The organism is Pseudohongiella spirulinae, assembly GCF_001444425.1.
Lineage (GTDB): Bacteria > Pseudomonadota > Gammaproteobacteria > Pseudomonadales > Pseudohongiellaceae > Pseudohongiella > Pseudohongiella spirulinae.
The window spans coordinates 69,851-93,404 of sequence record NZ_CP013189.1 but is presented as its reverse complement, the minus strand read 5'-3'; the positions used below and the strand labels follow the sequence as shown (position 1 = coordinate 93,404).

At 55.1% G+C, this 23,554-nt stretch carries 17 protein-coding genes; 4 read left to right on the top strand and 13 right to left on the bottom strand.

From position 1 onward, the window contains the following. Positions 1 to 83: 83 nt before the first annotated feature. Both PS2015_RS00415 and glnK read right to left on the bottom strand, forming a co-directional pair. Complete coding sequence (locus tag PS2015_RS00415) at positions 84 to 1,313, bottom strand: ammonium transporter (RefSeq protein WP_058023063.1); 1,230 nt, start codon at positions 1,311 to 1,313, stop codon at positions 84 to 86. Positions 1,314 to 1,378: 65 nt separating this feature from the next. Beyond that, on the bottom strand, positions 1,379 to 1,717 hold the full coding sequence (gene glnK, locus PS2015_RS00410) for a P-II family nitrogen regulator (RefSeq protein WP_058020313.1): 339 nt from the start codon (positions 1,715 to 1,717) through the stop codon (positions 1,379 to 1,381). Positions 1,718 to 1,997: 280 nt separating this feature from the next. On the opposite strand from glnK, the gene PS2015_RS00405 reads away from it, so the two are divergent. After that, positions 1,998 to 2,246, top strand: a complete 249-nt coding sequence (locus PS2015_RS00405) for an accessory factor UbiK family protein (protein WP_082627872.1) — start codon at positions 1,998 to 2,000, stop codon at positions 2,244 to 2,246. On the opposite strand, the gene PS2015_RS00400 is transcribed toward PS2015_RS00405, so the two are convergent. Together PS2015_RS00400 and PS2015_RS00395 are read right to left on the bottom strand one after the other, a co-directional pair. Next, positions 2,215 to 3,747 (bottom strand): YifB family Mg chelatase-like AAA ATPase, encoded by a 1,533-nt coding sequence (locus tag PS2015_RS00400; protein ID WP_058020312.1) that lies wholly within the window; start codon positions 3,745 to 3,747, stop codon positions 2,215 to 2,217. The two genes, PS2015_RS00405 and PS2015_RS00400, sit on opposite strands and share 32 nt — an antisense overlap. 65 nt (positions 3,748 to 3,812) lie before the next feature. Then, the gene (locus PS2015_RS00395) at positions 3,813 to 5,519 is read right to left on the bottom strand and encodes a putative bifunctional diguanylate cyclase/phosphodiesterase (protein ID WP_058020311.1); all 1,707 of its coding nucleotides are present in this window, start codon (positions 5,517 to 5,519) and stop codon (positions 3,813 to 3,815) included. A gap of 201 nt (positions 5,520 to 5,720) precedes the next feature. Between PS2015_RS00395 and rep the strand changes: the two genes are divergently transcribed. Further along, positions 5,721 to 7,748 (top strand): DNA helicase Rep, encoded by a 2,028-nt coding sequence (rep, locus tag PS2015_RS00390; RefSeq protein WP_058020310.1) that lies wholly within the window; start codon positions 5,721 to 5,723, stop codon positions 7,746 to 7,748. A gap of 366 nt (positions 7,749 to 8,114) precedes the next feature. Here rep and PS2015_RS00385 read toward each other — a convergent pair whose 3' ends face one another. The 9 genes from PS2015_RS00385 to PS2015_RS00345 form a co-directional block, all read right to left on the bottom strand. Continuing rightward, on the bottom strand, positions 8,115 to 8,474 hold the full coding sequence (locus tag PS2015_RS00385) for a c-type cytochrome (protein ID WP_058020309.1): 360 nt from the start codon (positions 8,472 to 8,474) through the stop codon (positions 8,115 to 8,117). Positions 8,475 to 8,570: 96 nt separating this feature from the next. Next, complete coding sequence (locus PS2015_RS00380) at positions 8,571 to 9,023, bottom strand: c-type cytochrome (protein WP_058020308.1); 453 nt, start codon at positions 9,021 to 9,023, stop codon at positions 8,571 to 8,573. Positions 9,024 to 9,147: 124 nt separating this feature from the next. Beyond that, complete coding sequence (locus PS2015_RS00375; RefSeq protein WP_156412610.1) at positions 9,148 to 9,702, bottom strand: hypothetical protein; 555 nt, start codon at positions 9,700 to 9,702, stop codon at positions 9,148 to 9,150. Positions 9,703 to 9,773: 71 nt separating this feature from the next. Further along, positions 9,774 to 11,309 carry a methyltransferase regulatory domain-containing protein gene (locus tag PS2015_RS00370; protein ID WP_058020306.1) on the bottom strand — a complete coding sequence of 512 codons (1,536 nt, stop codon included), beginning with the start codon at positions 11,307 to 11,309 and terminating at the stop codon, positions 9,774 to 9,776. Positions 11,310 to 11,352: 43 nt separating this feature from the next. Continuing rightward, positions 11,353 to 12,144, bottom strand: coding sequence for a SapC family protein (locus tag PS2015_RS00365; RefSeq protein WP_058020305.1), 792 nt, complete (start codon positions 12,142 to 12,144; stop codon positions 11,353 to 11,355). Between the two features lie 164 nt (positions 12,145 to 12,308). Further along, positions 12,309 to 15,701 (bottom strand): beta strand repeat-containing protein, encoded by a 3,393-nt coding sequence (locus PS2015_RS00360; RefSeq protein ID WP_058020304.1) that lies wholly within the window; start codon positions 15,699 to 15,701, stop codon positions 12,309 to 12,311. 305 nt (positions 15,702 to 16,006) lie between these two features. After that, entirely contained in the window at positions 16,007 to 17,356 is a 1,350-nt protein-coding gene (locus PS2015_RS00355) for a tetratricopeptide repeat protein (RefSeq protein ID WP_058020303.1), read from the bottom strand. A gap of 48 nt (positions 17,357 to 17,404) precedes the next feature. Next, positions 17,405 to 19,411: a CHASE2 domain-containing protein gene (locus tag PS2015_RS00350; RefSeq protein ID WP_058020302.1), complete on the bottom strand. Its 2,007-nt coding sequence runs from the start codon at positions 19,409 to 19,411 to the stop codon at positions 17,405 to 17,407. A gap of 2 nt (positions 19,412 to 19,413) precedes the next feature. Beyond that, positions 19,414 to 20,796 carry a FecR family protein gene (locus PS2015_RS00345; protein ID WP_082627870.1) on the bottom strand — a complete coding sequence of 461 codons (1,383 nt, stop codon included), beginning with the start codon at positions 20,794 to 20,796 and terminating at the stop codon, positions 19,414 to 19,416. A 201-nt stretch (positions 20,797 to 20,997) separates the two neighbouring features. Between PS2015_RS00345 and PS2015_RS00340 the strand changes: the two genes are divergently transcribed. Both PS2015_RS00340 and PS2015_RS00335 read left to right on the top strand, forming a co-directional pair. Next, the gene (locus PS2015_RS00340) at positions 20,998 to 21,699 is read left to right on the top strand and encodes a Crp/Fnr family transcriptional regulator (RefSeq protein ID WP_058020300.1); all 702 of its coding nucleotides are present in this window, start codon (positions 20,998 to 21,000) and stop codon (positions 21,697 to 21,699) included. A 126-nt stretch (positions 21,700 to 21,825) separates the two neighbouring features. Next, positions 21,826 to 23,544 (top strand): type I secretion system permease/ATPase, encoded by a 1,719-nt coding sequence (locus PS2015_RS00335; protein ID WP_058023061.1) that lies wholly within the window; start codon positions 21,826 to 21,828, stop codon positions 23,542 to 23,544. The last annotated feature ends 10 nt before the right edge of the window (positions 23,545 to 23,554 follow it).

Genomic DNA, 23,554 nt, shown 5'->3' with positions numbered 1-23,554 from the left:
CGGCAATAATCATTGGGGTCTTGATCACTGCCATCCTTGGGGAGAAGGTCGCTGCCACATCGGGCAGCGACCGGGTCAAAGCATTACTTGGTAAATTCGGGGTAGGCTTCCAGTCCGCACTCGGACAGGTCTACACCTGAATCTTCTTCCTCTTCGCTGACGCGGATGCCGATGACAGCTTTCAAGGCGATCCACACAATCAGACTGGTCACAAATACCCAGACGAAGATGGTCAGGGCGCCAATGATCTGGCCGGAGAATGAGGAGCCATCGTTAGTGAGCGGCACCAGCAACAGACCCAGCAGACCACAGGTACCGTGCACAGAGATCGCACCGACCGGATCGTCGATCTTCAGCTTGTCCAGACCGATGATGCTGAACACAACGATCACGCCGCCAATTGCTCCGAACAGTGTTGCCTGCAGCGCACTCGGAGTAGAAGGCTCAGCAGTAATCGCCACCAGGCCAGCCAGGGCACCGTTAAGGGCCATGGTCAGATCCGCTTTGCCGAACATCAGGCGAGCTGTGATCAGGGCGGCAATCAAACCACCCGCTGCTGCTGCGTTAGTGTTCAGGAACACCATGGCCACTGCATTGGAGTTAGCCACGTCAGCCAGCTTCAGAACTGAACCACCGTTGAAACCGAACCAGCCCATCCACAGGATGAACATACCGAGTGTAGCCAGCGGCAGGTTAGCACCGGGAATTGCTCGAACTGAGCCGTCCGGTCCATATTTGCCTTTACGGGCACCCAGGATCAGTACACCCGCCAGCGCAGCTGCGGCACCCGCCATGTGAACAATGCCAGAGCCTGCGAAATCAGAGAAGCCCAGATCACCCAGTGTGAACATGCCAAATACAGCGTTACCGCCCCATGTCCAGCTACCTTCCATCGGATAGATGAAACCAGTCATGACAACAGCAAAAGCCAGGAAGGCCCACAGCTTCATACGCTCAGCCACGGCGCCGGAGACGATAGACATGGCTGTTGCCACAAACACCACCTGGAAGAAGAAGTCAGAAGCGCCTGAGTAAACAGAGCCACCGTCAAAGCCTTCTTCGGCCTTGGAAGCCAGTGCATCCGCGACCAGCGAATCGCCACCTTCAATACCGCTCAGGAAGAAGGTGCCGCCGTACATGATGGCATAGCCGCACACCAGATACATGGTGCAGGACACCGCAAACAGCGCGACGTTTTTAGTCAGAATTTCGGTTGTATTCTTGGAACGGACCAGACCGGCCTCCAGCATGGAGAAGCCTGCTGCCATCCACATAACCAGTGCGCCACACACCAGAAAGTAGAAGGTGTCCATTGCGTACTGCAATTCAAAAATTTGGTTTTCCACCTTGATTTCCTCCGAATGTCAGATGACGTGCCTTAAACGGCCGCCTCTCCAGTTTCACCAGTTCTGATGCGGATCACCTGCGTCAGGTCCGATACAAAGATCTTGCCGTCGCCAATCTTGCCGGTGTTCGCCGCCTTGGTAATGGCCTCAAGGGTCTGATCCAGCAGATCGTCACCAATAGCCACTTCAATTTTTACCTTGGGGAGGAAGTCCACTACGTATTCCGCACCACGATACAGTTCGGTATGGCCTTTCTGTCGACCGAAACCTTTGACCTCTGTCACTGTGATACCCTGCACGCCAATCTCAGACAGTGCCTCACGGGCATCATCCAGTTTGAAAGGCTTGATAATCGCCGTTACTAACTTCATGAGTTGCTCCTTTCTTGTTAATACCTGCGCCGCCTATTCAGTGCAGATACACCTGTCCGACACTATGCACGGGGCGTGCCATATTAGGAAAAACCTTTTTATACAGCTACTTAGTATGGCTGTGCGTCATTTTGGTGAGGCAGCACTGCACACAATCACGCCTTTTGCACCAAGTTGGCGCACTCATCCGGAGCAACGCACTCAATCGGGGAGGGCAGCACAGTTTGGGTCAGAGGAGACTTATCGTTTAGGATTAGCAGGTATCGGGACACAATGAGGAATGATCTTGAACCGGAATCTGTTAGATGAATTAAGCGAGCAGTTAAGCCGATTGCTGCCTCAGGCCCAGGCCATGAGCGAGGAAGCACGCGAAGCCGCCCGAGCGGCCCTGCGCCAGACCTTGTCAAAAATGGACCTGGTCACCCGTGAAGAATTTGCTGCACAGCAACGCGCCCTGCAGCGCGCTGAGCAAAAAATTACAGAACTGGAAGAGTTGATTACAGCGCTGGAGAACCGCCAGGCAGACTAAGGCCCCTGTAGGAGGCAGCTTCAGCCAGATGTTCTGCAGCTATATCAGCAGCCTCTTCCATATCAGCAATAGTGCGCGCCAGTTTGATTACCCGGTGGCAGGCGCGCGCTGACAACTTCATTGACTCCACCACCGATTTAAGCAAGGCGTCACACTCGGTAGACAGCGGACAGACATCATGCAGCATACGCGCTGTCAGCCGTGCGTTCAGACAGTCACTACGTTGTAACTGCCGGGCACGACATCGCTCGATACGATGCGGCGACCACACCGGCTCATCAGCCGTCCCACTGGGCTCATGCATCAATTGCTGGTAATCCAGTCTGGCGACCTCCACCTGCAGGTCGATACGATCAAGCAGCGGACCAGAGATTTTTTCCAGATAGCGGGCAATACGCTCCGGCGTGCAGGTACACTGGCGCTGCGAATCGCCGAAATAACCACAGGGGCAAGGATTCATTGCACAGACCAGCTGGAAGGCCGAAGGGAAAGTGACCCGATAGTCGGCGCGGCTGATAGTGACCTGCCCGGCCTCCAGTGGTTCGCGCAGACTTTCCAGCACATGCCTCTTGAACTCGGTCAGCTCATCCAGAAACAACACGCCGGAATGAGCCAGGGTCACTTCGCCCGGCTGCAGACTGCGTCCACCGCCGACAATCGCCACGCTGCTGGCACCATGATGCGGCGCGCGGAAAGGAGGAATGCCCCATTGCGAGCTGTCGACCGGGGTACCCGCTACTGAGCGAATGGCTGCCACCTGCAGAGACTGGTTTTCAGCCAGCCGCGGCAGCAGCCCCGGCAGCGCATTAGCCAGCAGCGTCTTACCAGTTCCCGGCGGTCCCACCATCAACATGTTGTGTCCACCCGCGGCGGCAATCGTCAACGCTCGTTTAGCATGTTGCTGGCCTCGAATTGATGCCAGCGGATCTGGTGAATGCTGCTCGAGAGCAGCATCGAGCTCTGCCATCGGCAACACCGGCAGTCCGGGCTGGCCCTTCACAAAATGTTGACAGGCACTGCGCAGGTCAGCCACCACATGGCATTGCGCATCACGCACCACTGCCGCCTCACCCGCGTTGATCTGCGGAATCAGGGCCGAGCGCAACTGATTTCGCGCAGCAATCACAGCCGGCACCACACCCTGTATACCTCTAACCTGGCCTGACAGCGCCAGCTCTCCCAATATTTCTGTAAATGGCAAACGCTTCTGACAGATCTGTCCGGATGCCGCCAGAATGCTCAGCGCGATGGCCAGGTCATACCGCCCACCCGCTTTGGGCACATCCGCCGGCGCCAGATTGATTGTGATGCGCATGGCGGGAAATTCCAGCCCGGCATTCAGTATGGCGCTTCGTACCCGCTCCCGGCTCTCTTTAACGGCAGTTTCCGGAAGGCCCACCATGGACAAAGAAGGCAGCCCATTGGACAAATGCGTTTCCACGGTGACCAAGGGGGCGTCCACACCCTGATTGGCCCGTGTGTACACCACAGACAAAGACACGCGCGTCCTCCTTGACGGATACGGTCAGTTAATCGGATCTACAGGGTTTATAGTTGAGATGTCGGCTATTTGCCAAATTCCAGTACGGCTTTAAAGCCATGTTTGCGCTCCCGCTCCAGCATCTGCAGCAGGTCGTCATAGGGAATGGGCCGACTGAAGAAGTAACCCTGCACCTGGTCACATTCGTGATCACGCAGAAAATCCACCTGATCCTCGGTTTCCGCACCTTCGGCAATCACGCGCATTTTCAGACTGTGCGCCAGGTTAATGATGGCTTTAACGATAGTGGCGTCGTCATCGCTTTGGCAAACACCACTGACAAAAGACCGGTCCACCTTCAAGGCCGAAATGGGCAGGCGCTGAATATGCGCAAATGATGAGTAGCCGGTACCAAAATCATCCAGAGAGATCGCGATACCCAGTTTGCTAAGCTCCCTGAGGCTCTGATCAACCGCGCTGCCTTCGATCATCATGGTCGTTTCAGTCAGTTCAAACTCCAGCCGGCCGGGCGCAATATCGTGTTTACGAATGATATTGGCCACCGTCTGCACAAAGTTTTTATCCTGGAACTGCTTGAACGCCACGTTCACGGCAATCTGCACGTGATCCAGACCTTTGGATGAAAGCTCATTGAGAAACTTGCAGGCCGAATGAATAATCCAGTAACCCAGCGGCACAATCAGCCCGCTTTCTTCGGCTACCCGGATAAAGGCACCCGGCGCCAGCAGGCCGCGCACCGGATGCTGCCAGCGCACCAGAGCCTCGACCCCGATAATGCGATGATTACAGATATCCACCCGCGGCTGAAAGTGCAGCGCAAAATCTTCCTTGCGAAGGCTGCGGCGAATTTCCGACTCCAGCTTCAGCTCCTGTTGCGCAGCATCAGTCATATCACGGGTATAACGTCGCAAGGTATTGCCTTTTTCCTGCTTGGCTACGCGCATGGCCATATCCGCCTGAGCGAAAAGGGCATCAACAGTCACCGGGCCGACTTCTTTTATCGCCAATCCCAGGCTGACATGCATTTTGACCGCGTGTCGGGCCAGCGGAAACGGCTTGTTCATGGCCTGTACAATGGCTTCGCTGCGGCGCAATGCCTCATTCTGCACGCTGCCGCTGTTGTTCTGGAACAACACCGCAAACTCATTGCCGCCGATACGTGCCAGGCGCTGATTAGAGGCCAGGCATGACTGGATGCGCTCAGCCACCTGTTGAATCAGGGTATCGCCCGCGCCCTGACCGTAGGACACATTCACTTTCTTGAATTGATCCACATCCACCAGCAGCAAGGCAACAGAGCCTTCTTCATGCTGGCCATCCAGTACGGTCGCCAGATGGTCACGCAATTGATGTCGGTTACCCAGTCCGGTCAGCGGATCGGTCGTGCGCACCGGTTTACTTACCGCGCTGCGTCGTTTTGCGCCATAGTGCAGCAGCACACTGCGCAGGAAGGGCACATTCAGGGTGGTTCGCGGCAGGACCTCAAAATCACGATGGTGGGCGGTCGACTCAGGTACTTCTTTGTCACTTAATACGGCCAGTGGCAGCGTGATCTGTTGGCGGCTCAGCGTCATCAGCAGGCCCGCAGCAATCTGTACATCGGAAATGCGTCCCCACACCATCAGCTCGCAGCGAGACAGATCACGTGCCGCCAGGGCGGCGGGGTCGGCCGGGCAACTGAGTAATTGGCAGGGAATGTCAGTGATCTTCTGAATCAACTGATCAATCAGGCCAAAGTCCGACTCCTGCTCGGAAATTAAAAGTATGCGCACTGCGCTGCTCCCTATCGGGTGTTCCATGTCTACAAAGACACGACGTCAAAATCTGTTATCGGCACCCGTTTTCAAAACTTCAGGTGATGCAGTTCACAAAAATGGAATTTCCTGCTGCATCGCCATATCACACAAACTATACAGGCTCATAAGGTATAATCCCTCGCCCCACTCACTCGACATCAGGCCTGCTCCCGCTCTGTGAATCAGCTCAACCCACGCCAGAAACAAGCCGTTCGTTACATCAGCTCACCACTTCTGGTGCTGGCTGGTGCCGGCAGTGGCAAAACCAGCGTCATCACGCAAAAGATAAGCTACCTGATAAGCGACTGCAGCATTCCGGCTCACAAAGTGGTGGCCGTGACCTTTACCAACAAGGCGGCCCGTGAGATGAATGAGCGTGTCGCCCGTCTGCTCAAGAGTTCTCAACATAACACCCGTGGCTTAACAATTGCCACCTTCCACCGCCTGGGATTGACCATTATCCGGCATGAATTAAAGCATCTGGGCTTAAAAAGCGGCTTTTCCATCTTTGATGCGCAGGATGCGATGTCGCTGCTAAAAAGCCTGATGATGAAAGAAACCGATATTAACGACGAGCAACTACGGGTGATACAGTGGCAGATTTCCGAATGGAAAAATGATCTGCTGCTGCCGGCGCAGGCCATGGATCGTGTCGAAGATGCCGAGGGCGTTTTGGCGGCACGCGTCTACGAACAATATCAGCGCCACTTGCGCGCCTTTAATGCAGTGGACTTTGATGATCTGATCCTGCTGCCGGTCACCCTGTTGCAGGACAACGCCAGGGTGCGAGAGCGCTGGCAGAACCGCGTGCACTACATGTTGGTGGACGAGTACCAGGACACCAATACCAGTCAGTATCTGCTGGTCAAACTGCTGGTGGGCGGACGCAATGGCCTGACCGTCGTAGGCGATGACGACCAGTCCATCTATGCCTGGCGCGGTGCCCGACCAGAAAACATGCTGCTTTTACAGGAGGATTACCCCTCCCTGCAGGTCATCAAACTGGAACAGAACTACCGCTCGAGCAATACCATTTTGCAGGCCGCCAACACCTTGATCGGCAATAATCCGCACATCTATGACAAAACCCTGTGGAGCGAGCTGGGACTGGGCGAACCCATGCGTGTGATCGCGGTCTCCGACCAGGACGCGGAGGCCGAACGCATCTGCACCGAAATACTGAGTTTATGCGTGCAAAAACAGCTCAAGTTCGGTGATTTTGCCGTGCTGTACCGGGGCAATCATCAAGCCCGCCTGCTGGAAATAAAACTGCAGGCACACCAGATTCCCTATCAGCTCAGCGGCGGCACCTCCTTTTTCAGTCGCACCGAGATCAAGGACATCATGGCCTATCTGCGGCTACTGATTAACCCAGACGACGACAACGCCTTCCTGCGCATCATCAACACACCGCGTCGCAAGATCGGCCCCTCCATACTGGAAGGGCTGGGCACCTATGCCAATGACCGCCACATCAGCATGATGGCTGCCATTGATGAGCTGGGCCTGCAGGAATATCTGGGTGCTGCTAAAGTGGAAAAGCTGCGGCAATTCCGCGAATGGCTGCAGCAGGTTTCACGTAATTGTCATCGCGGTGATCCCATTAAAGCCATCCGGCAGATGGTCACCGACATGGACTACGAAGGCTGGCTGCAGGGCAATGCCGCCACGCCCAACGCCGCCGAACGCGCCAATACCAACGTACAGTTATTGATTGACTCCCTGGCCCGCAGCCTGGAAAACAACGATGACCCATTGCTTGATGAAGAAGCCAGCATCGAAGCGGCCATCAACAAGCTGATTCTGCGCGACCTGCTGGAACGTCAGGAAGAGGAATCTGTCGATAACCAGGTGCAACTGATGACCCTGCACGCCGCCAAAGGCCTGGAGTTCCCATGGGTCTTTATCATGGGCATGGAAGAAGAGCTGCTGCCGCACCGCAACAGCATAGAAAACGATGACATCGAAGAGGAAAGGCGCCTGGCCTATGTAGGCATCACGCGCGCACGGCGTGGCCTGATCTTCACCCTGACCAAAAAGCGCAAACAGTTTGGCGAGATCGTGCCCAGCACACCGAGTCGCTTTCTGGAGGAGCTGCCGCAGGAGAATCTGCTATGGGAAGGGCGCGGAGACAGCACCCCGGAGCAGAGGAAGCAGAAGGGCGAAGATGCGCTGGCGGGATTGCGGGCTCTGCTGGGCGGCTGACGCGGGGGACGGAGGCGGTCTACGTCCCCGGGGCAGTCGGAGCCTGATCGATAAACCCTTTTTTGCTTAATGTGACGCAGCTCTCAAAATTGGCAATGATCAAAGGCGCTGGTCTAAAGCCAGCGTTTTAGCTGCCGTTAATCACATATCTGGCCATCCGATGACAGGCACAATAATAAAAAAGGTGAACGCTATGTACCAGACTGACACAAAGATGAGCAGAAACCTGGCAGAAGCAGCTCAGATAGCCAGCGCACGACGTTGGTTCGCCTGGTTTATTGCGGTGGTAATGTTGAGTTGTACGGTTTTTGAGGCGGGGGTTTTATAACAACCGGGGACGGAGGCTGCCTCCGTCCCCAGGGCAAATCACTCGGCACTGTTTTCCAGGATGTAATCCAGAACAGCAGCCAGCTCATCGTCAGAGCAGGTGAAGCACATGCCCTTGGGCGGCATGATGTTGTTATAGCCATTGATGGTGTTTTCCAACAGCACATCGCGGCCTTTTTCCAGACGCGAAGTCCAGTCGTCAGCATTACCCAGGCGCGGCGCACCGGCGGCACCGCTATTGTGGCAGGCGCCACAGCTCTGGGTGTAGGTGCGCTGGGGGTCAAAACCCTCAGAAATCTGCGCCAGCGTCAGGGTCTGCTCTGCAGTTGCTGAGCCAGCAGTGAATACAGTCGCCAGAGCCAGGCCTGACAGTGCTACAGCGGTTTTTGCTACTTTCATCAACTTCACGTTTATACCCCTCTTGCTAACGCATTGGACATAACATCTTGGTACTACAGATTATCTACGCCTCAAGCTGAACCGCAGATGAACAACTTACTCGGGCGAATGACCACTCAGGTACTCGACCAGCTCAGACATTTCATCATCTGAACAGGTGGCGCACATACCACGGGCCGGCATGGCATTGATGCCATTGATGGCATTAGCCAGCACCGTATCGAAACCATCCTCGCTCATGCGGGTCGTCCAGTGATCAGCCGCTTCACGCGTCGGCGCACCGGCCATACCGGTGTTGTGACACATTGCACAATACTGGTTATACGAGGCTTCTACGTCAAACGCACCGCCACCGGCCGCCTGAGCGACAGCAGGTGCCGCACCGCTGGCGCAATCTTCGCCAGCCAGACAGACCTGGCCCACCGGCGCCAGACGATCAGCAATCATCTGATCTCGAGCCGATTGAGCCACCACGCTACCCGCAATGCCGATACCCATAACCAGCAGGGCGAGTTTCACCACACGGGATTTCAGACCCAGATTCAACATGTTTAACTCCTAGACAGAAAATCTCAGACGCCTCAGCCGGGAAAGGTCCATCAAATCGGGGCTGCAGGCTTAACACAGCGACGCATTATAGCCCAGATACGCGTGGCGACACCATGGGCACATTCTAATTAGATCGTATTTCCGCCGGTGGTTCTGTATCAGGCTTCATCCATGGCAACTCTACCGGCAAATGCCATTCAGCCTCAACGGCCCGATTGATTAACAGCTCAATGAGCTGATGCACGTTATCAACCTGCAGGGGCATCGCCATTACCGGGGTATGTTGTCGCCCCTGCAGCATCGCGTCAGGCATTGGCAGCCCTTTAAATGCAATGACCAGTTGTTTGTCTTTAACCTGCACTGTGAGTTCGGTTGCCAGATAAAGTTCAGCTTCACCTGCCTCACCGGTGTCGGCGGCACTCGATGCAGTATTCTTGAGCCGCTCTTTGTCGCTGCGTTGCTTGTTCAGCATGGCCTGCTGATGAGTCATCTGCAGCACATCCTGCCAGTACTCACCCGGCGTCTTGCCAAGATCTGACAACCCAGCCAGTCGGTCCAACAACTGTTTAAGTACAAGCATTGTCATGCGTCGGGTCAATAACAAGGTCAGAGCCGATGTATTCAGCCGGGGAGCCCGGATGATCAAACGATCCTCCAGCGGACTGAAGTTCACAGTCATGGTTTGACTCACAGGGTATGTGTCTGACACTTTTTTTGCTTCGCTTGTCATATCTGATGGGGCAGTTCCACTCACAGTATTTTTAACGCCTTGAGGACGGCGAGATGTTTTTCCGAGAAATCGCGCGCCTGTTGTTTCAGTTCAATAAGATTGTCTTCAGGCGACTCGATAACCTTGCCTTCCTTCAGTATCTTCTGACCCTGTAACGACAGAACTTCCCATGCAAAGTTGGCCCACTCATCCGGCTCTTTGCGACCACGGATCATATCGATCATGAACAATTGCTGAAAACGGCTCACAACATGGCCGCCACCCGTTACCGGGCTTGCCAGATAGGAGACATCACTGCTGGACCTGGCCTTTTGAATCAGGTGCCGGTTTAGCGCCTCTGTCTGTTTTTTCACTTTGCCAATGACCTCATCATCATTGACCGGAAACACATGCTGAGCACCAATCAGAATCATGATCGCTTGCACGAGCTGAGGGAAGTTAACCTTCTGCCCTGCTACGGCCTGCTCAATCTCGCCCACGGAGCGTATTTTATAATTAGCCAGTGCATCCAGAATCGGCTTGTAGATGCTCTCGGTCATATCTGCAGCGCCTAATGAGCCGGTCACTTTAAGCGGCACGTCGCTGCGGGGCGTTGCCAGAATGACGCGCTGCGCCCTCAGTAACTCCAGTCGCTCAAGTTCTGAAAGACGCCTCGGGCCCTTGACCCAGTAATCCTTGCGGAACTGCTGATTAGTCATGAAATCACGCACTGATTCCCGGAACATGATGTCCGGAATGTCGCTAAGGAATTTCTGCTGTTCTGATGTCAGATTGATCGGATCAATATGGTCCAGATAGTTCGCAGAGCAGGCGAAATTCAGTTTGGTCTCAGATAGCCAGTCAGCGAGCGTCGCGAAGTGCATCGGATGCCAATCACGATTAAAGTATTCATGGGCAAGATAGTGCCGGTTCTGATCCTTCAGTTTTTTAACGCGTTCCGGGACCTGCTGGTTGACCCTGACATACGATGGATTCACTTCCAATAATTTTTCAGCGAATTCCAACGCGCCCTCGATTCGTCCGACGATGCCGCTGCCTTCGGAGCCAACCACCTCGGCATGTTCAGTCATCAGATGTCTCATCGGTGCAAAAGCGGCCCAGCCAGGCAGAGTGTTGTAACTTATATAGAGGACACCACCTGCTTTAAGCTTGCGGCGGATAAAGTCGACGATACACTGGCGATTGTCGTCGGATACCCAGCTCCAGATGCCATGCAGGCCGATATAGTCAAACTCAGGTAGATCCGCCCGATCAGCAAATTCACTAAACGACTCGTCATAGAGTCGCGCACGCACACCAGCGACACTGGTCAGCTCTTGCGCATTGGCAGCCTGGGCCGGATTGAAATCTGTTCCATGCCAGCTTACCAGTGATGCCGATGCATGCTCGGCCACGCTAAGACCCTGGCCAAAACCCAGCTCACATGCCGTCACACAGGGCGGTGCAATCAGCCCCTGATTGGCAAATGCCAATTTGACTCGTAGTGGGTTCAACTCGTGATAATAACCAAACGTATAGCCAATGTCGGCTACATAACCAGCGGTCCAGTCGCTCATAGTTCCCAATCCTACTCTTGCTTCAAGTCATTCAGAATAAATGTTAATTCAGGTCATCAAAGGACAGCGAGCCGCCGTCGTCACCTGACAGTGAAATGTCCGCCATGCGTGCCTGCTCTGCCCGCAAGGTATTGGCATGTTTTACCACCAGCGGTCCCAGTTTATGAATATGCTGGACAGAAAACAACTGCGCATAGGCCAGCATCAGCGCGGCACTGTCGCGCAGCTCACACAGGCACTCTGGTGAGAGTTGATACAGACTGGCCTCATTGATGCGATGCAGGCCGCCCACCTGCAGCTCTTCATCACCGTCCTGGACAGTTAACGGCCATGGTTCGATCAATCCGTGTTTTTCCAACGCCGCGCAGGCAGTGGCTGTCGTCTTTCGATCGCGCTCGATACGTGTCAACAGCTCCAGGATTTCACTAACACGTGCAGAAGGCTCACCGGAGTCCTGAAAAAAACGCTCCCCCTCAATGCCTCGGTGCAGGAGACCACTTGCCCCGTCAACACAAAGCACATACTCGTCCGGATTTTTTTCCATCAGCCTGAAGGGATAACTGCGATACACTGCTGGAATGTAGTCGGCCAGCCACTCCCCATCCGGCGCTACAAACAGATTCTGCCCTGAGGTGACCCCCATGAGTGCCACCGGGATATATCTGTCGTCGCTAATAAGAAAAGCCACCGGAAAAGACATGATGGCGCTTGGTACTTCCTGCACCACTAACGCAGCCACTGCATCCTGGGCTGCAAACTGAAAACTGGCGACTGGCCGCCAGCGCATATCCCCGTGTTTGTCCCGGGTTACAATTTGAAAATCTGCTGTATTCATTTGTGTGATCTGACTCCTTACAGGCGCTTTAATGTGCCTGTTTGACGCTGAATGCTGACAATATTATGTGAAGAGTGCAATAAAAAACCCGCGCCCTGATAACAGAACGCGGGTTTTTATTCACTTACAATTAGCTCCGGCAAATTGCCGCAGCGAAACTGTAATTATCCCAGCAACAGTGTCGGCGTACCTGTGTTCAGCGATGCTGAACTCAGATCAACCAGACCGGACAGTTTGACGATAACGTCAGTGCCGTTCTGGAAGTCCGGCGTAGTTGTCTTGTCGGTGTTGCTCTGGACGATGTAGGTATCGCCGCCGAACTGGAACCAGGCAATGTAGCCATTAGTGCTGGCGTCACCACCCGCATTAACCGCTGCGTTTGCGTAGTCCTGGAATACCGCTGTCGCCGCCAGAGTCACAGCAGACTTCTGGAAGGTCTCAGTACCCTGGTTCGGCAACTGAATCTTGTCACCAGCGGACGCATCCGTGATGGTGGAGTAAGAGTTCAGGTTGGCCGGAGCGACGATAACAAAGGTATCAGCACCTGCACCACCAGTCAGAGTCGTCAGACCCTGGTTAGAAGTCAGAGTGTCATTACCAGCACCACCAATCAGTGTGTCAGCTACTGTACCTGTTGACGCCGTCAGGTTGTCATTGCCTGAACCACCCGTAATGGTCGTTGCAGTAGTACCTGCTGCAGTCACTGTCAGGGCACCTGTCATGTCAGACGCATCAATCGCTGTCTGAGCTGTGTTGCCCGTATTGGTCAGTGTCAGTGCTGCGTTACCGGCCAGATCCACTGTTGTCGCCTTTGTGGCAACCAGGGTCAGTGTGTGTGCCGCGTTGAAAGGCGTGGTTGTATCAGTGGACGTAATGTTGATGGTCTCAACATTGGCCGCTGTTACTGTGCCACCAGCCAGGCTGGCTGCGGAACTCACTACTACGTTCAGTACGTCAGCTGTACCGGTTGCGGCATCCTTGATGGCGACAGTGTGGCCACCAGTGGTTGCACCAGTAATCGTCAGCGTGCCGCCTGAAGCCATTTTGTTCAGCGTCAGGGTGCCTGCTGTACCGGCAGAAGAAACACTGTTGTAGTTACCCAGGGCTTCCAGATCAATGGCCTGTGCACCAGCCGCGCCAGTCACTTCCAGCACTTCAAAGCCGATGACTTTGGTTGAGAACGCTGTAGAACCACTCTGAGTCACTGCATCAGAAGCTGTCATTGACAGTGTATCAGTACCTTCACCACCGTTCAGCGTAGCAGTCGGGATGGCCGTACCTGTTGCCAGGGTCAGCTTGTCGTTACCACCGCCCAGGCTAACAGCCTTGCTTGCTGCTGTAGTGTTGGAGAAGGTGACGTTATCCACACCAGCACCACCAGTATAAGTGGCTTTTGTGCTGTCGATAGTGGCTGTCACGGTACCGGTAGTGGCAGAGCTGTTAACGCTGGTCAGCGTGCCTGCTTCGCCAGCATTCAATGTCAGACTGGCAGACTCGCTAACCGCTACAGTCTTCAGGGCACCCAGAGCAGCACCGCTCAGGTTCATCAATTTGTCACCCGCCACATTCAGGGTAGTAACACCACCGGCAGTCAGGCTGAACACAGAGTTGGTACCGGTCGCCGTTGCGTTAACCGTGGTGTAAGTACCACCAATGTTTACACCGGCATCAACGTCATTCACTGTCAGATCCAGTGTGGTCTGTTTGGTGTTGGTTACCGAGAAAGTACCCGCGCCAGAGTTGGCCAGTGACAGTGTCTTCAGTGCATCTGAAGTGACAGACGCGTTGGCGCCGTACTCATTGACAGACACAGACTCAAGTACGTCTGTTGCAGCGCCATCAGTAATGGTGACAGCGCCGTTAACCACACCGGCACGGCCGGCAGCAGCAGATGCAGCCACACCTTGCGTGATTGTGAGGGTCGGTGCAGTACCGGTACCAGCAAACGTCAAGTCGCCCACGTTGCCGGCAGCCGTGCTGGTGAACACAACGGTATCAGTAGACGCTGCGCCTGTAGTCCAGTTGCCGCCGAAAGTACCCTGATAGGTACCAAGTGTGGAGTTACCCTGGGTTGCAGTAGCAGACAGATTGGCAAAGGCTGCAGCAGTCTGTGCTGCAGTGGTACCAGAAGCACCGGCCGTGAAGGTCAGGCCGTCAACAACCAGTGTATCACCGGCAGCCAGTGCCACAAACTTGGCGCTGGCTGTTTCAGTCACTGCAGCAACAGCAGCGGCAGTGGCAGCAGCAGTTGCAACAGTACTCTGAGTCACAGACACTGACTTGGCTGTACCATTGGCATCAATAGAGATTGCGCCGGCAGTGGTGGTGTTACCGTTAGAGTTGCTTGAGTTGATCGTCAGATCAACCTCACTACCGCCTTTAATAGAAATATCACCAGCCGTACCGGTAGCAGTCATTTTGGCATTCTGCACAACCGTTACTTCACCTGTCGGAACAGCGGTGTTGCCGATAGTGATGTGTGCAGTGTTAGTGGTGTCGTTAGACGTTGTCGTCAAGGTAACATCGGTACCACCGTTAATGGTGGATGCCTGAGCGCCCTGAGCCGTGTCAGTTACTGTAATGGCACCTTTGGAGCCGGACAGCGTCACACCACCAGAAGAAGCAACTGTCTGTGACGCGCCGCCAGAGAGAGTAACCAGACCACCGGAGCCAACAACATCTACTGCCTGGCCAGATGCCGCGGTCACGCTGACAGTACCGGTTGAGTTGGTGATGTTGACCTTTTCCAGACCAGTAATGGTAGAACCTGAGGTGTTGATCGCTACAGTGCCGGCAGATGCCCAGTTCAGAGTTTCAACATTAGACAGCTTGATGCCGCCAGGAATCGCAGTAGCACCAGCCACGTCATTGACGTTCAGCACGTCCGCACCCGCGCCACCATCGATTGAATCCAGCGCTGTGAATGTTGTGTTGGCCGCATTGAACGTATCGTTGGCAGACGTACCCACCAGCGTATCAACACCGGTTGTCAGGCTGTAAGTCTGACCTTTGGACGAAGTACCATCAGCTTCAGCCTTGGCATCAGTCACGCTCTGCTCAGTGTTGTCAACGTCAGCGATAACTTCCTGCAGCTCAGCCAGTGTGCCAGCATCCAGCTGCTTGGTCACGGTGTAGTAAGTTGCTACTTCCATTTTGTTGGCGAATGCCGCTGAGGCATCACCCCAGTTCGGCTCAGTTGAAGCCACTTCGCGCAGGGCCAGAATAGCTGAGTAAGCCACTTCGCCGCGGCTGGCGCCGGCATTCAGGTCAGCTGTCAGGACACCAACAGCCCAGTCTTTCTCTTCCTGGGAAACCAGAGAGCCAACAACGTTGTTGACGAAGTTTGTGGCGAACTGCTGGTTAGTCAGAAACGTAGGATAGATTCCGGTGAACAGATCACCTTCACCAAGCGTCGCAGCAATCGCAGCCAGGCTGTTATCTGCGTTGTACAGCGCAGCCAGATCTGACAGGATTTTCTTGCCAGGTGCAGCGCCGTGCATACCAACGACCATACTGATCAGTTGATCCTGCACTTCATTCGTGATGTTGTTAGCCATTTGTTACTCCTAAAGTACTTTATTTCCAATTGTTTTACCCGAATGCGACATACTCAGACGGCAGATGACCTCATATCGGCTGTGCCAAGGATACTCAGGTTCAGCGTCTTTGCCTGTGATTGGGATCACACAACACAAAATTCGCCTGCAGCCTGGCCAATCATCCTGGCCAATCACACTCAATTGCTGCCCACAGGCAACCCTTTTGCGGATTTGCCGTGCGATATTACCGATTGTCCTGCGCAGTGACAAGCCTTTTATTAAGATTGTTTCGTAAGCAATTATTTTTTATTAAATAAGCACACTCAGAACGTGTATCTGACACCGAGTTCTGCTGTTGCGTCGGTGCTGCGGAAAAGCTCCAGATTACTGCCCTGGTATTGCCGATAGAGATTTAGCTGTAGCGTCAGGCGCTCGTTAAGCGGCCGACTGTACTGAAACAAGCCGTATGTTCGACGTAACCAGCGTTGCGCTCCATCAGCAAGCAGGGGATTATAGCCACGACTGTCCTGCAATCGCGTATGGCTGAGCTGCACCAGCAGCTGGCCCTGACCAACCGGCTGCTGCCAGTCTACCGTCATCTGCCAGCCCCGCCGATCACCACCGGGCCGATTACCATGCATGGGGTGGTTGCCAAGCAGACTGAGCTCGGCAGAAACCTGTTGTGACGATGCGCCATTCAAAGCGCAATGCCCACCAATACCAAGCTTGCCCTCTACAGCGTTGAGGCGACTTTGCTCATGAAACAACTGATGCTGAGCTGCCGCGACCAAAAAGGGCGTACAACCAGACAAACCGCCCATACGAATCTGTCCGCCGGCTTCGGTAGCGGTATACAGTGGGCTGCCGCCATAAAAAAGATTATTGACAGCCGTACTGGCCTGCCAACTCAGGGGCGAGCCAGGATGAATGAATGCGTAGCGCAGGTCAATCTGAGCCATATCCGAGCTACGGTCTTCACTGACTCTGCCACGGACTTCCAATATGGCATTATGCTGGTTTTGTGGCGTGAGCTGGCGATAGCGAGCAGCCAGGCGCATGTTCAGGTAAGGACCGCTGACTGGCTGGTATTCAGGATTCAGAGGCAATACCACGGAGTCACCAGATAGCGTCAAGGTTATCTGGCTCGGTGATGGGGCGCTGTTCAGATTATTGTCATGGCCGGCCAGAATCTCCGCCAGAAAACCTGTCTGGCGAGTCATTGACTGCCAGCTTTGTTGTCGTTGCTGCAGGAGATTCCGCACATCCTGAGGTACATCATTGCGTGCCAGTAGTTTTTCGTTCATGGCCAGCGCTGAAAACAACTGCCCCTGCAGAAAAAGAGCCTGAGCATAGTCGATCTGGGCGCCGCCGTTATCCGGATTCAGCAGCAATGCTCTTTCCAGTGACTCAAGCGCTGAGCCGAGCCTGCCATTATTCAGTTGCGCAGCTCCGAGCAACGCAAAGTAATTGCTGTCCTGAAGGCAGCGAGACATGAGGGGAGTCAGCTGAGACTCTATCGTCACCCATGAGTCGTCATCCGCGGCCAGGCTCAGCCATGGCGTCATGTCCGGACACGACTGCGCGGCAAGTTTACCGGGTGCGGCAATGATCAGTGCCAGCAGGAGCAGGGTGCGCCGGGAAAGATTATAAGAGAAGCATGGAAAGGCTGGCATGCGCGCAATTATCGTGAATCGAATACAGGCATGCAATACAAAACAGACCTAAGCAGATCGTCCACCCGCTACGATCTTCAGGTTAAGCTGTTCTGCGCGGTTCCGCGAAGACGTTGTCGGCAGATTTGCAGGCGCAAAAAGGGTATGTGGTGTACGCAGACCATCAAGCAGATAACTACCCTGTGACTCGGGCTGCAAATCAATCAATTGTCTGGCCACACACTCCCCCAGCAATATGGGATGGGCAAGCTCGGCCGTCATCTCCTGGATGCGGAGAGTAATGGTCACCGTGTCCCCCAGCAGCGTGTGGGTGCGTCGCTGCGCCGGGCCAATGGATCCCAGAAGAGCCGGCCCCTGTTCTATGCCAATGCCCAACGCCAGCGGCTCGAGGCCAGCAGGCGGGTTTTGCGGCAGATCAGGCAGAATCTGCTGCTGCATGCTTTGTGCAGCATGCAAAGCCTGACGGGCACTCGATTCAGTCTGACCGTCCCAGACTGCCAACAAGCCATCGCCCTTGAACTCATGGATACGGCCACCGTGCTTTTCAATGATCTGTGTGCTTTTAACGAAAAACATGTGCAACAGGGCGGCAGACTCCTCAGGCGGCCGTGACTCCCCAAATGCCGAAAAGTTACGCAGATCCGCGCTCAGCAGCGTGACATCACAACGTTTCGCGTTGATGCTGGAGGTGGGCAGGCTGAACGCAATCTCTCTGGCAACTTCACTGGGGAGATAGCTGCTGAGATTGCCATAGACCCTGGCGCGCTCGGCACGCAGCCGGCCCTGCTCAAGGACCAGCAACAACCCGGCCGCCAGCATTGCAAACATCGCAGGTGCTAACCAGCCCAGCCAGATTTCATAAGTGGCCAGCAGATACCAGTGCAGACTCAGGGCCACTAACGGCATGGCCAAAGCCGCGACCGGCAGACCGAAGGTTGAAATACGTTCCCGGCCGCGCGCCAGCAGCAATAGAATGGCTGCGAAAAAGCCGGCCAGCACGGTCAATAACACAGGCGCAATCTGCGGTGTGTATGGCATACGGGCATCAAGCAGGCTGGTCAGCAGCCTGGCCTGGATCTCGACGCCGGCCGTTGTGCCATTGTAAGGAGTAGGCACAATATCGCCCATGCCAAAGGCCGTGGCACCAAGCAGGACCCAGGTGTTATCGAGAATGCCTTCCGGGAGTCGGCCGTTGATAACATCAGCAGCAGATACCGCACGAAAGTTTTCCGGCGCCTGCCGGTATGACACTCTCAGGTTGCCCTGGCCATCAAGCGGAATGCTCAGGCCCGGATATGCGGGCAACCGCAGCAGCAGTTCCGGTCCGAACCAACCATTGTCAGCACTCAGGGCAGCAGACCAGTCGCGTGCATTGGTGGCCTGGAACAGCGCACTCAACGCCAGGGCGGGAAATGCCTGTCCATCAACACAGACAAATGCCGGCACCTCACGGACCGTGCCATCGCTGGCCACCAGAGGCGCAATGTGTCCTTTCGCGATGCCGGCGAAACCGGAATGCGGTGCCACAAAACTCTGACTGCTGCTGAATGCGGTGTCGCCCTGGCAGCTGATACCCGTCACAGGATGAGTCATCAGTCCAGTGCGCACGGTCTGGACAGACTGCAACACCGGCACCTGAGCCAAAACGGCGCCACGGGCAGATTGTAAAGCCGCCAAGAACGCATCGTCACCGTCGCGGGCTTCCGGATAGACAATGTCGTGAAGCTGAAGTTGAACACCCGCCAGCTCAAGCTGTCGGGTCAAATCCGCCATCACTTCTCTGGACCAGGGCCAGGGCCCGATCTCAGCCAGACTTGCCTCATCTATGGCAACAACGGTAATACGCTCCTCCGGCTGCTGATCTGACAGCATCAACCAGCCCTGCGCCCCAAGGCGCTCCTCCAGAGTATTGAGGCCAGGGGAAAACAGCATCAGAAGAACCGCAACCAGCAGCGCCGATAACGCCAGCATCATCAGCCTGCCGCCAGCGGGCACCATGCGCAGCGCAAGTGTCAGCGGATTCAATAGAGAATTCATGCGTCGCAACAGGGACATTGTCAATTATTCCTGTCCCACAGGGTCAGCCCCTGAATACCACCGCTTTCCAGCTGTTTTTCGAAAAAGTAGCCGGCTTCTTTGCCATCAAGGCTAACGGCTCCGGCGATTCGCTCGGTGGCTGAACGGGAATGAAAATATCCCCCCTCAAACAGATTGCCTGCAGCACTGAATACCATGTCCCCGGTCGCGCTGTGATTCAGGTTCAGTTGCGTTGAAAACTGGTTATTCACGAAGTTGATATCCAGTGTGCCGCCATTAACGGCCATGGCAGTAATGCTGCCACTTTCAGAACTGTGGAATGCCTGGGCACTGGTCAGTGAAAAACTGATAGGGCCAAGACCTTCCTGAACTTTGGTAACACCATTGCCATCCCTGAAGAGCACGTACTGACTGTTACCCACCGTGATATCACGGTCGGGGCGCGAATCGGCGTAAGCCAGTGTAATGCGCTCCAGATCTCCCAGCCCGCCAGCCCAGCGCCCCCAGATCAGTTGTCGCTCAGTGACAGTCGCAACGGTGACCGGCTGCGCCGGCGTAAAATCTACCGGGGTCACAACCGGCGGAGCCGGTGGTGTGTCCCGGGGTGCTGTCATGCCTGCCACATCAGCCTGAACCCGACGCGAAGTCACGTTCTCCAGAACAACATCAGTCCCGGCTGTTTTTTCCTCGACATCACCCTGAGAGTCGGCAATGGCGGCCTGCACTTCGGATTGCATCATATCCGGCTCGCGGTCCAACGTCCCGGCCAGCAGCTGCGGCATCCCTGCATTACCATCCATTTCCGCGATCTGCATGGAGTTGCCCGCCAGCTCCACAGCATTGACGACACACGGCCCAAAGGAATCGGCCGTACAGTCAGAAGAAAACGGAGCCAGCACAATAGCGCCCTCATTAACCAGAGCGCGGACGGAATCGCGCGTGGCGCTGACCACAAAATCCGTACCACGAACGCCAATTGCCGCAATCGGTGTATTCAGGCGAAAGCGATCCCGGGCTGCGCTGGCACCCTGTCCGGAAATTGATCTCGTGACACCTTCCTGCAGGTTGAGCTTGATACTGGACTGCCCGGGGTCAGCCGGGTCAAAGCGGTATTCGACAATATACAGACGGCTGTCTGGCCGCACACTGACCAGGGCCTGGTCCACAAAACGGATATGCACATGCCCATTGGACTCTGTAACTATGCGATCACTGGCATGCACCGGGGTTCCCGGCGTCAGCAACTGGCGACGCCCGCTTTCCGGCTCCAGATAGGCTCTGCCCAGCACCAGACTGACCTCACCAACGGCGCTCTGACCGTCTGATGCCATTTCAGCATGACCAACAGATGCCATGCATACTGTCAGTGTGGCAGCTAAAATTCTGACTAAGTGTGGATTCATGATTTGCAGCCCTTTCTCTCTTGTTTGCACTATAGCCCAGTGCTCTGGAGGAATAAGTGACCCGAGTCACACGTCTGTTAAATTGCACTGATTGCTATTCATGAACAGGGTACTATAATGGCCAGAGATTCGATCATACCTTCAATAGACCGCTCACCGGCAGAAGTTCTTGCCGGAATGTGAAAACGCGCTGGAATCTTGATGCTGGTCACCCCTGAGCTACTCAGCACCTTTCCCGGCCTGAGGCCACTACCGCAAACGACGCTGGATCAGATTGCCCGGCAGTCCAGTGTGCGCAAGTTCGCCCGCCGTGGTGTCGTGCTCAAGGCCGGAGAATCAGAAGGGTGCGTCTGCTTCCTGTTCGAGGGACGTTTACAGGGCGTTGATTTTACAATAGATGGCCGCGAGGTGGGACTTTACTTTGTTGAACCCGGTGATTTCTGTGGCGAGCTGGCCATGTTCGACAACGGCGTTCAGCCCGAGTTCGTCATTGCCCTGACCGCAGCAGTGACTGTGTTTGTCCCGATCGACAGCCTGAAACAGGCCGCGCTGGAGAACCCGCACCTGCTGCAGCGGCTGGGTGAACGCCTGGCGGCACGGGTGCGGCAGCTGACACGTCAACGCTCGCTGCTGGGTTTGCCCAACGTGAGCCAACGGGTTTGTTGCCAACTCTGGATGCTGGTACCTGAGACTGAAAGGCTTTCGCTCCAGGAGGCTGTCATCATGAATCCGCCAACGCATATGGAGATTGCCATCATGCTCAGCCTGAGTCGGGAAAGTGTAAGCCGGGTCTTTCAGACACTGCAGACCCGCCAGATCGTGCGGCGCGACGGCCCGGGTGCACTTGTCGTCATTGACACACCCACGCTGAAAAGTCTGGCTGAAGGAAGCGGAGAATTGTGAGACACGCCCAGATTAGTCATGCCACTTGTTGGGGGTATATAATCGCGCCAGTTTCTGCCAGGACTTGAAACTGGCGCGCTGATGCCCAACATAATGGAGTTCGCTCATCAAACTAACAATGAAATCATGAATAATTCAAATCAATCACCACGCTACACTGAGTTGTTTGATGCGCTGAAATCCATCAGGCACTACTTTATCTATGCCGGTGTATTCAGTGCTGCTGTGAACGTGCTGATGCTGACGCCCATCATTTACATGTTGCAGGTTTATGATCGGGTCATATCCAGCGGGAGCCTCTCGACTCTGAGTATGCTGACACTGCTGTTGACTTTCCTGATGCTGGCGATGGGCGGGTTTGAATGGGTGCGGTCCATGATTCTGATCGCCGCCAGTAACCGGATTGAACATCAGCTGCGAAGACGTGTATTTGATGCAACTTTCAAAAATGCCCTCGTTACCGGCGGCAGTGGCAATACCAGTCAGCCCCTGAACGACCTCTCCAGTCTGCGCCAGTTTCTGACCGGCAATGGCCTGTTCGCCTTTTTTGATGCGCCATGGTTTCCGATCTATGTGGCCATCATGTTTATATTCCATCCGCTATTCGGCTGGGTTGCGATTCTGGCTGGTATTGTGATGGTCATCCTGGCCTGGGCCAATGAGGCCGTCACCACCAAACGCCTTAAAGACGCTAACTCTAAAGCCAATATGGTCAGCAGCCAGGTGAACGGCAGCCTGCGCAACGCAGAAGTTATCGCTGCGATGGGTATGACCGAAGATATCAGGCAGCGCCAGCAGACGCAGGCCAATGAGGTTCTGATGCTGCAGACAGATGCCAGCCGCTCAGCGGGCGCCCTGACCAGTATTTCGAAAACGTTTCGGATGCTGGTGCAGTCATTAATCCTGGGGCTTGGCGCATTGCTGGCACTGCGCCAGGAAATTTCGCCCGGCATGATGATTGCCGGATCACTGTTGCTGGGACGGGCGCTGGCGCCCATCGACATGCTGGTCGGCACATGGAAAGGTTTTTCTGTCGCCCGGGCTCAGTATGAGCGGCTTGGCCAGTTGTTGCAGAACATCCCGCCGGAACAGGAGCACATGAGCCTGCCCGCACCTGTCGGAGAACTGACACTGGAACAGGTAGCCGTTGTGCCTCCCGGCTCGCGAACTCCAGTGGTGCGAGGCGTCACGCTTGCAATGTCACCCGGTGAGGCTCTCGGCATTGTGGGGCCCAGTGCTTCTGGAAAATCATCACTGGCGCGCGCCATCCTGGGTATCTGGCCGACTGCCGGCGGCCATGTGAGGCTTGATGGCGCTGATATCGGCAACTGGGACCGCGGCCAACTCGGACCTTATCTTGGTTATCTACCTCAGGACATCGAACTGTTCGACGGTACCATCTCCGAGAACATTTGTCGCTTTGGTGAAGAAGACCCCGAAAAAATCGTGGTGGCAGCAAAACTGGCTGGCGTGCATGACCTCATCCTCAGACTTCCTGATGGATATGACACAAAGATAGGTGCCACGGGTGGCGCATTATCTGGCGGTCAACGTCAGCGAATTGGTCTGGCACGCGCCGTGTACGGAAATCCGCGGCTGCTGGTTCTTGATGAACCCAATTCCAACCTGGATGATCAGGGCGAAAAGGAGCTGGTGGCAGCCATTCAGCGCATCAAATCGCAAGGCTGCACAATCGTGGTTATTTCTCACCGGACCATGGTGCTACACAGCATGGATAAAATTCTGGTCATGAAGGAAGGAGCCCCGGTCAGTTTCGGTCCCAAGGATCAGGTGCTGGCCAGTCTGCTGGGTCAGTCTGAAAACCGTCGCGCCGGCAATGCTTGAACTTCCTGAG

Coding starts and splice junctions, on each gene's coding strand:
- glnK (WP_058020313.1), bottom strand. CDS start 1,717: ATGAAGTTAGTAACGGCGATTATCAAGCCTTTCAAACTGGATGATGCC.
- PS2015_RS00335 (WP_058023061.1), top strand. CDS start 21,826: ATGAATAATTCAAATCAATCACCACGCTACACTGAGTTGTTTGATGCG.
- PS2015_RS00345 (WP_082627870.1), bottom strand. CDS start 20,796: ATGAATCCACACTTAGTCAGAATTTTAGCTGCCACACTGACAGTATGC.
- PS2015_RS00365 (WP_058020305.1), bottom strand. CDS start 12,144: ATGAATACAGCAGATTTTCAAATTGTAACCCGGGACAAACACGGGGAT.
- PS2015_RS00360 (WP_058020304.1), bottom strand. CDS start 15,701: ATGGCTAACAACATCACGAATGAAGTGCAGGATCAACTGATCAGTATG.
- PS2015_RS00355 (WP_058020303.1), bottom strand. CDS start 17,356: ATGCCAGCCTTTCCATGCTTCTCTTATAATCTTTCCCGGCGCACCCTG.
- PS2015_RS00370 (WP_058020306.1), bottom strand. CDS start 11,309: ATGAGCGACTGGACCGCTGGTTATGTAGCCGACATTGGCTATACGTTT.
- PS2015_RS00405 (WP_082627872.1), top strand. CDS start 1,998: ATGATCTTGAACCGGAATCTGTTAGATGAATTAAGCGAGCAGTTAAGC.
- PS2015_RS00375 (WP_156412610.1), bottom strand. CDS start 9,702: ATGACTGTGAACTTCAGTCCGCTGGAGGATCGTTTGATCATCCGGGCT.
- PS2015_RS00340 (WP_058020300.1), top strand. CDS start 20,998: ATGCTGGTCACCCCTGAGCTACTCAGCACCTTTCCCGGCCTGAGGCCA.
- PS2015_RS00350 (WP_058020302.1), bottom strand. CDS start 19,411: ATGTCCCTGTTGCGACGCATGAATTCTCTATTGAATCCGCTGACACTT.
- PS2015_RS00380 (WP_058020308.1), bottom strand. CDS start 9,023: ATGTTGAATCTGGGTCTGAAATCCCGTGTGGTGAAACTCGCCCTGCTG.
- PS2015_RS00415 (WP_058023063.1), bottom strand. CDS start 1,313: ATGGACACCTTCTACTTTCTGGTGTGTGGCGCACTGGTTATGTGGATG.
- PS2015_RS00385 (WP_058020309.1), bottom strand. CDS start 8,474: ATGAAAGTAGCAAAAACCGCTGTAGCACTGTCAGGCCTGGCTCTGGCG.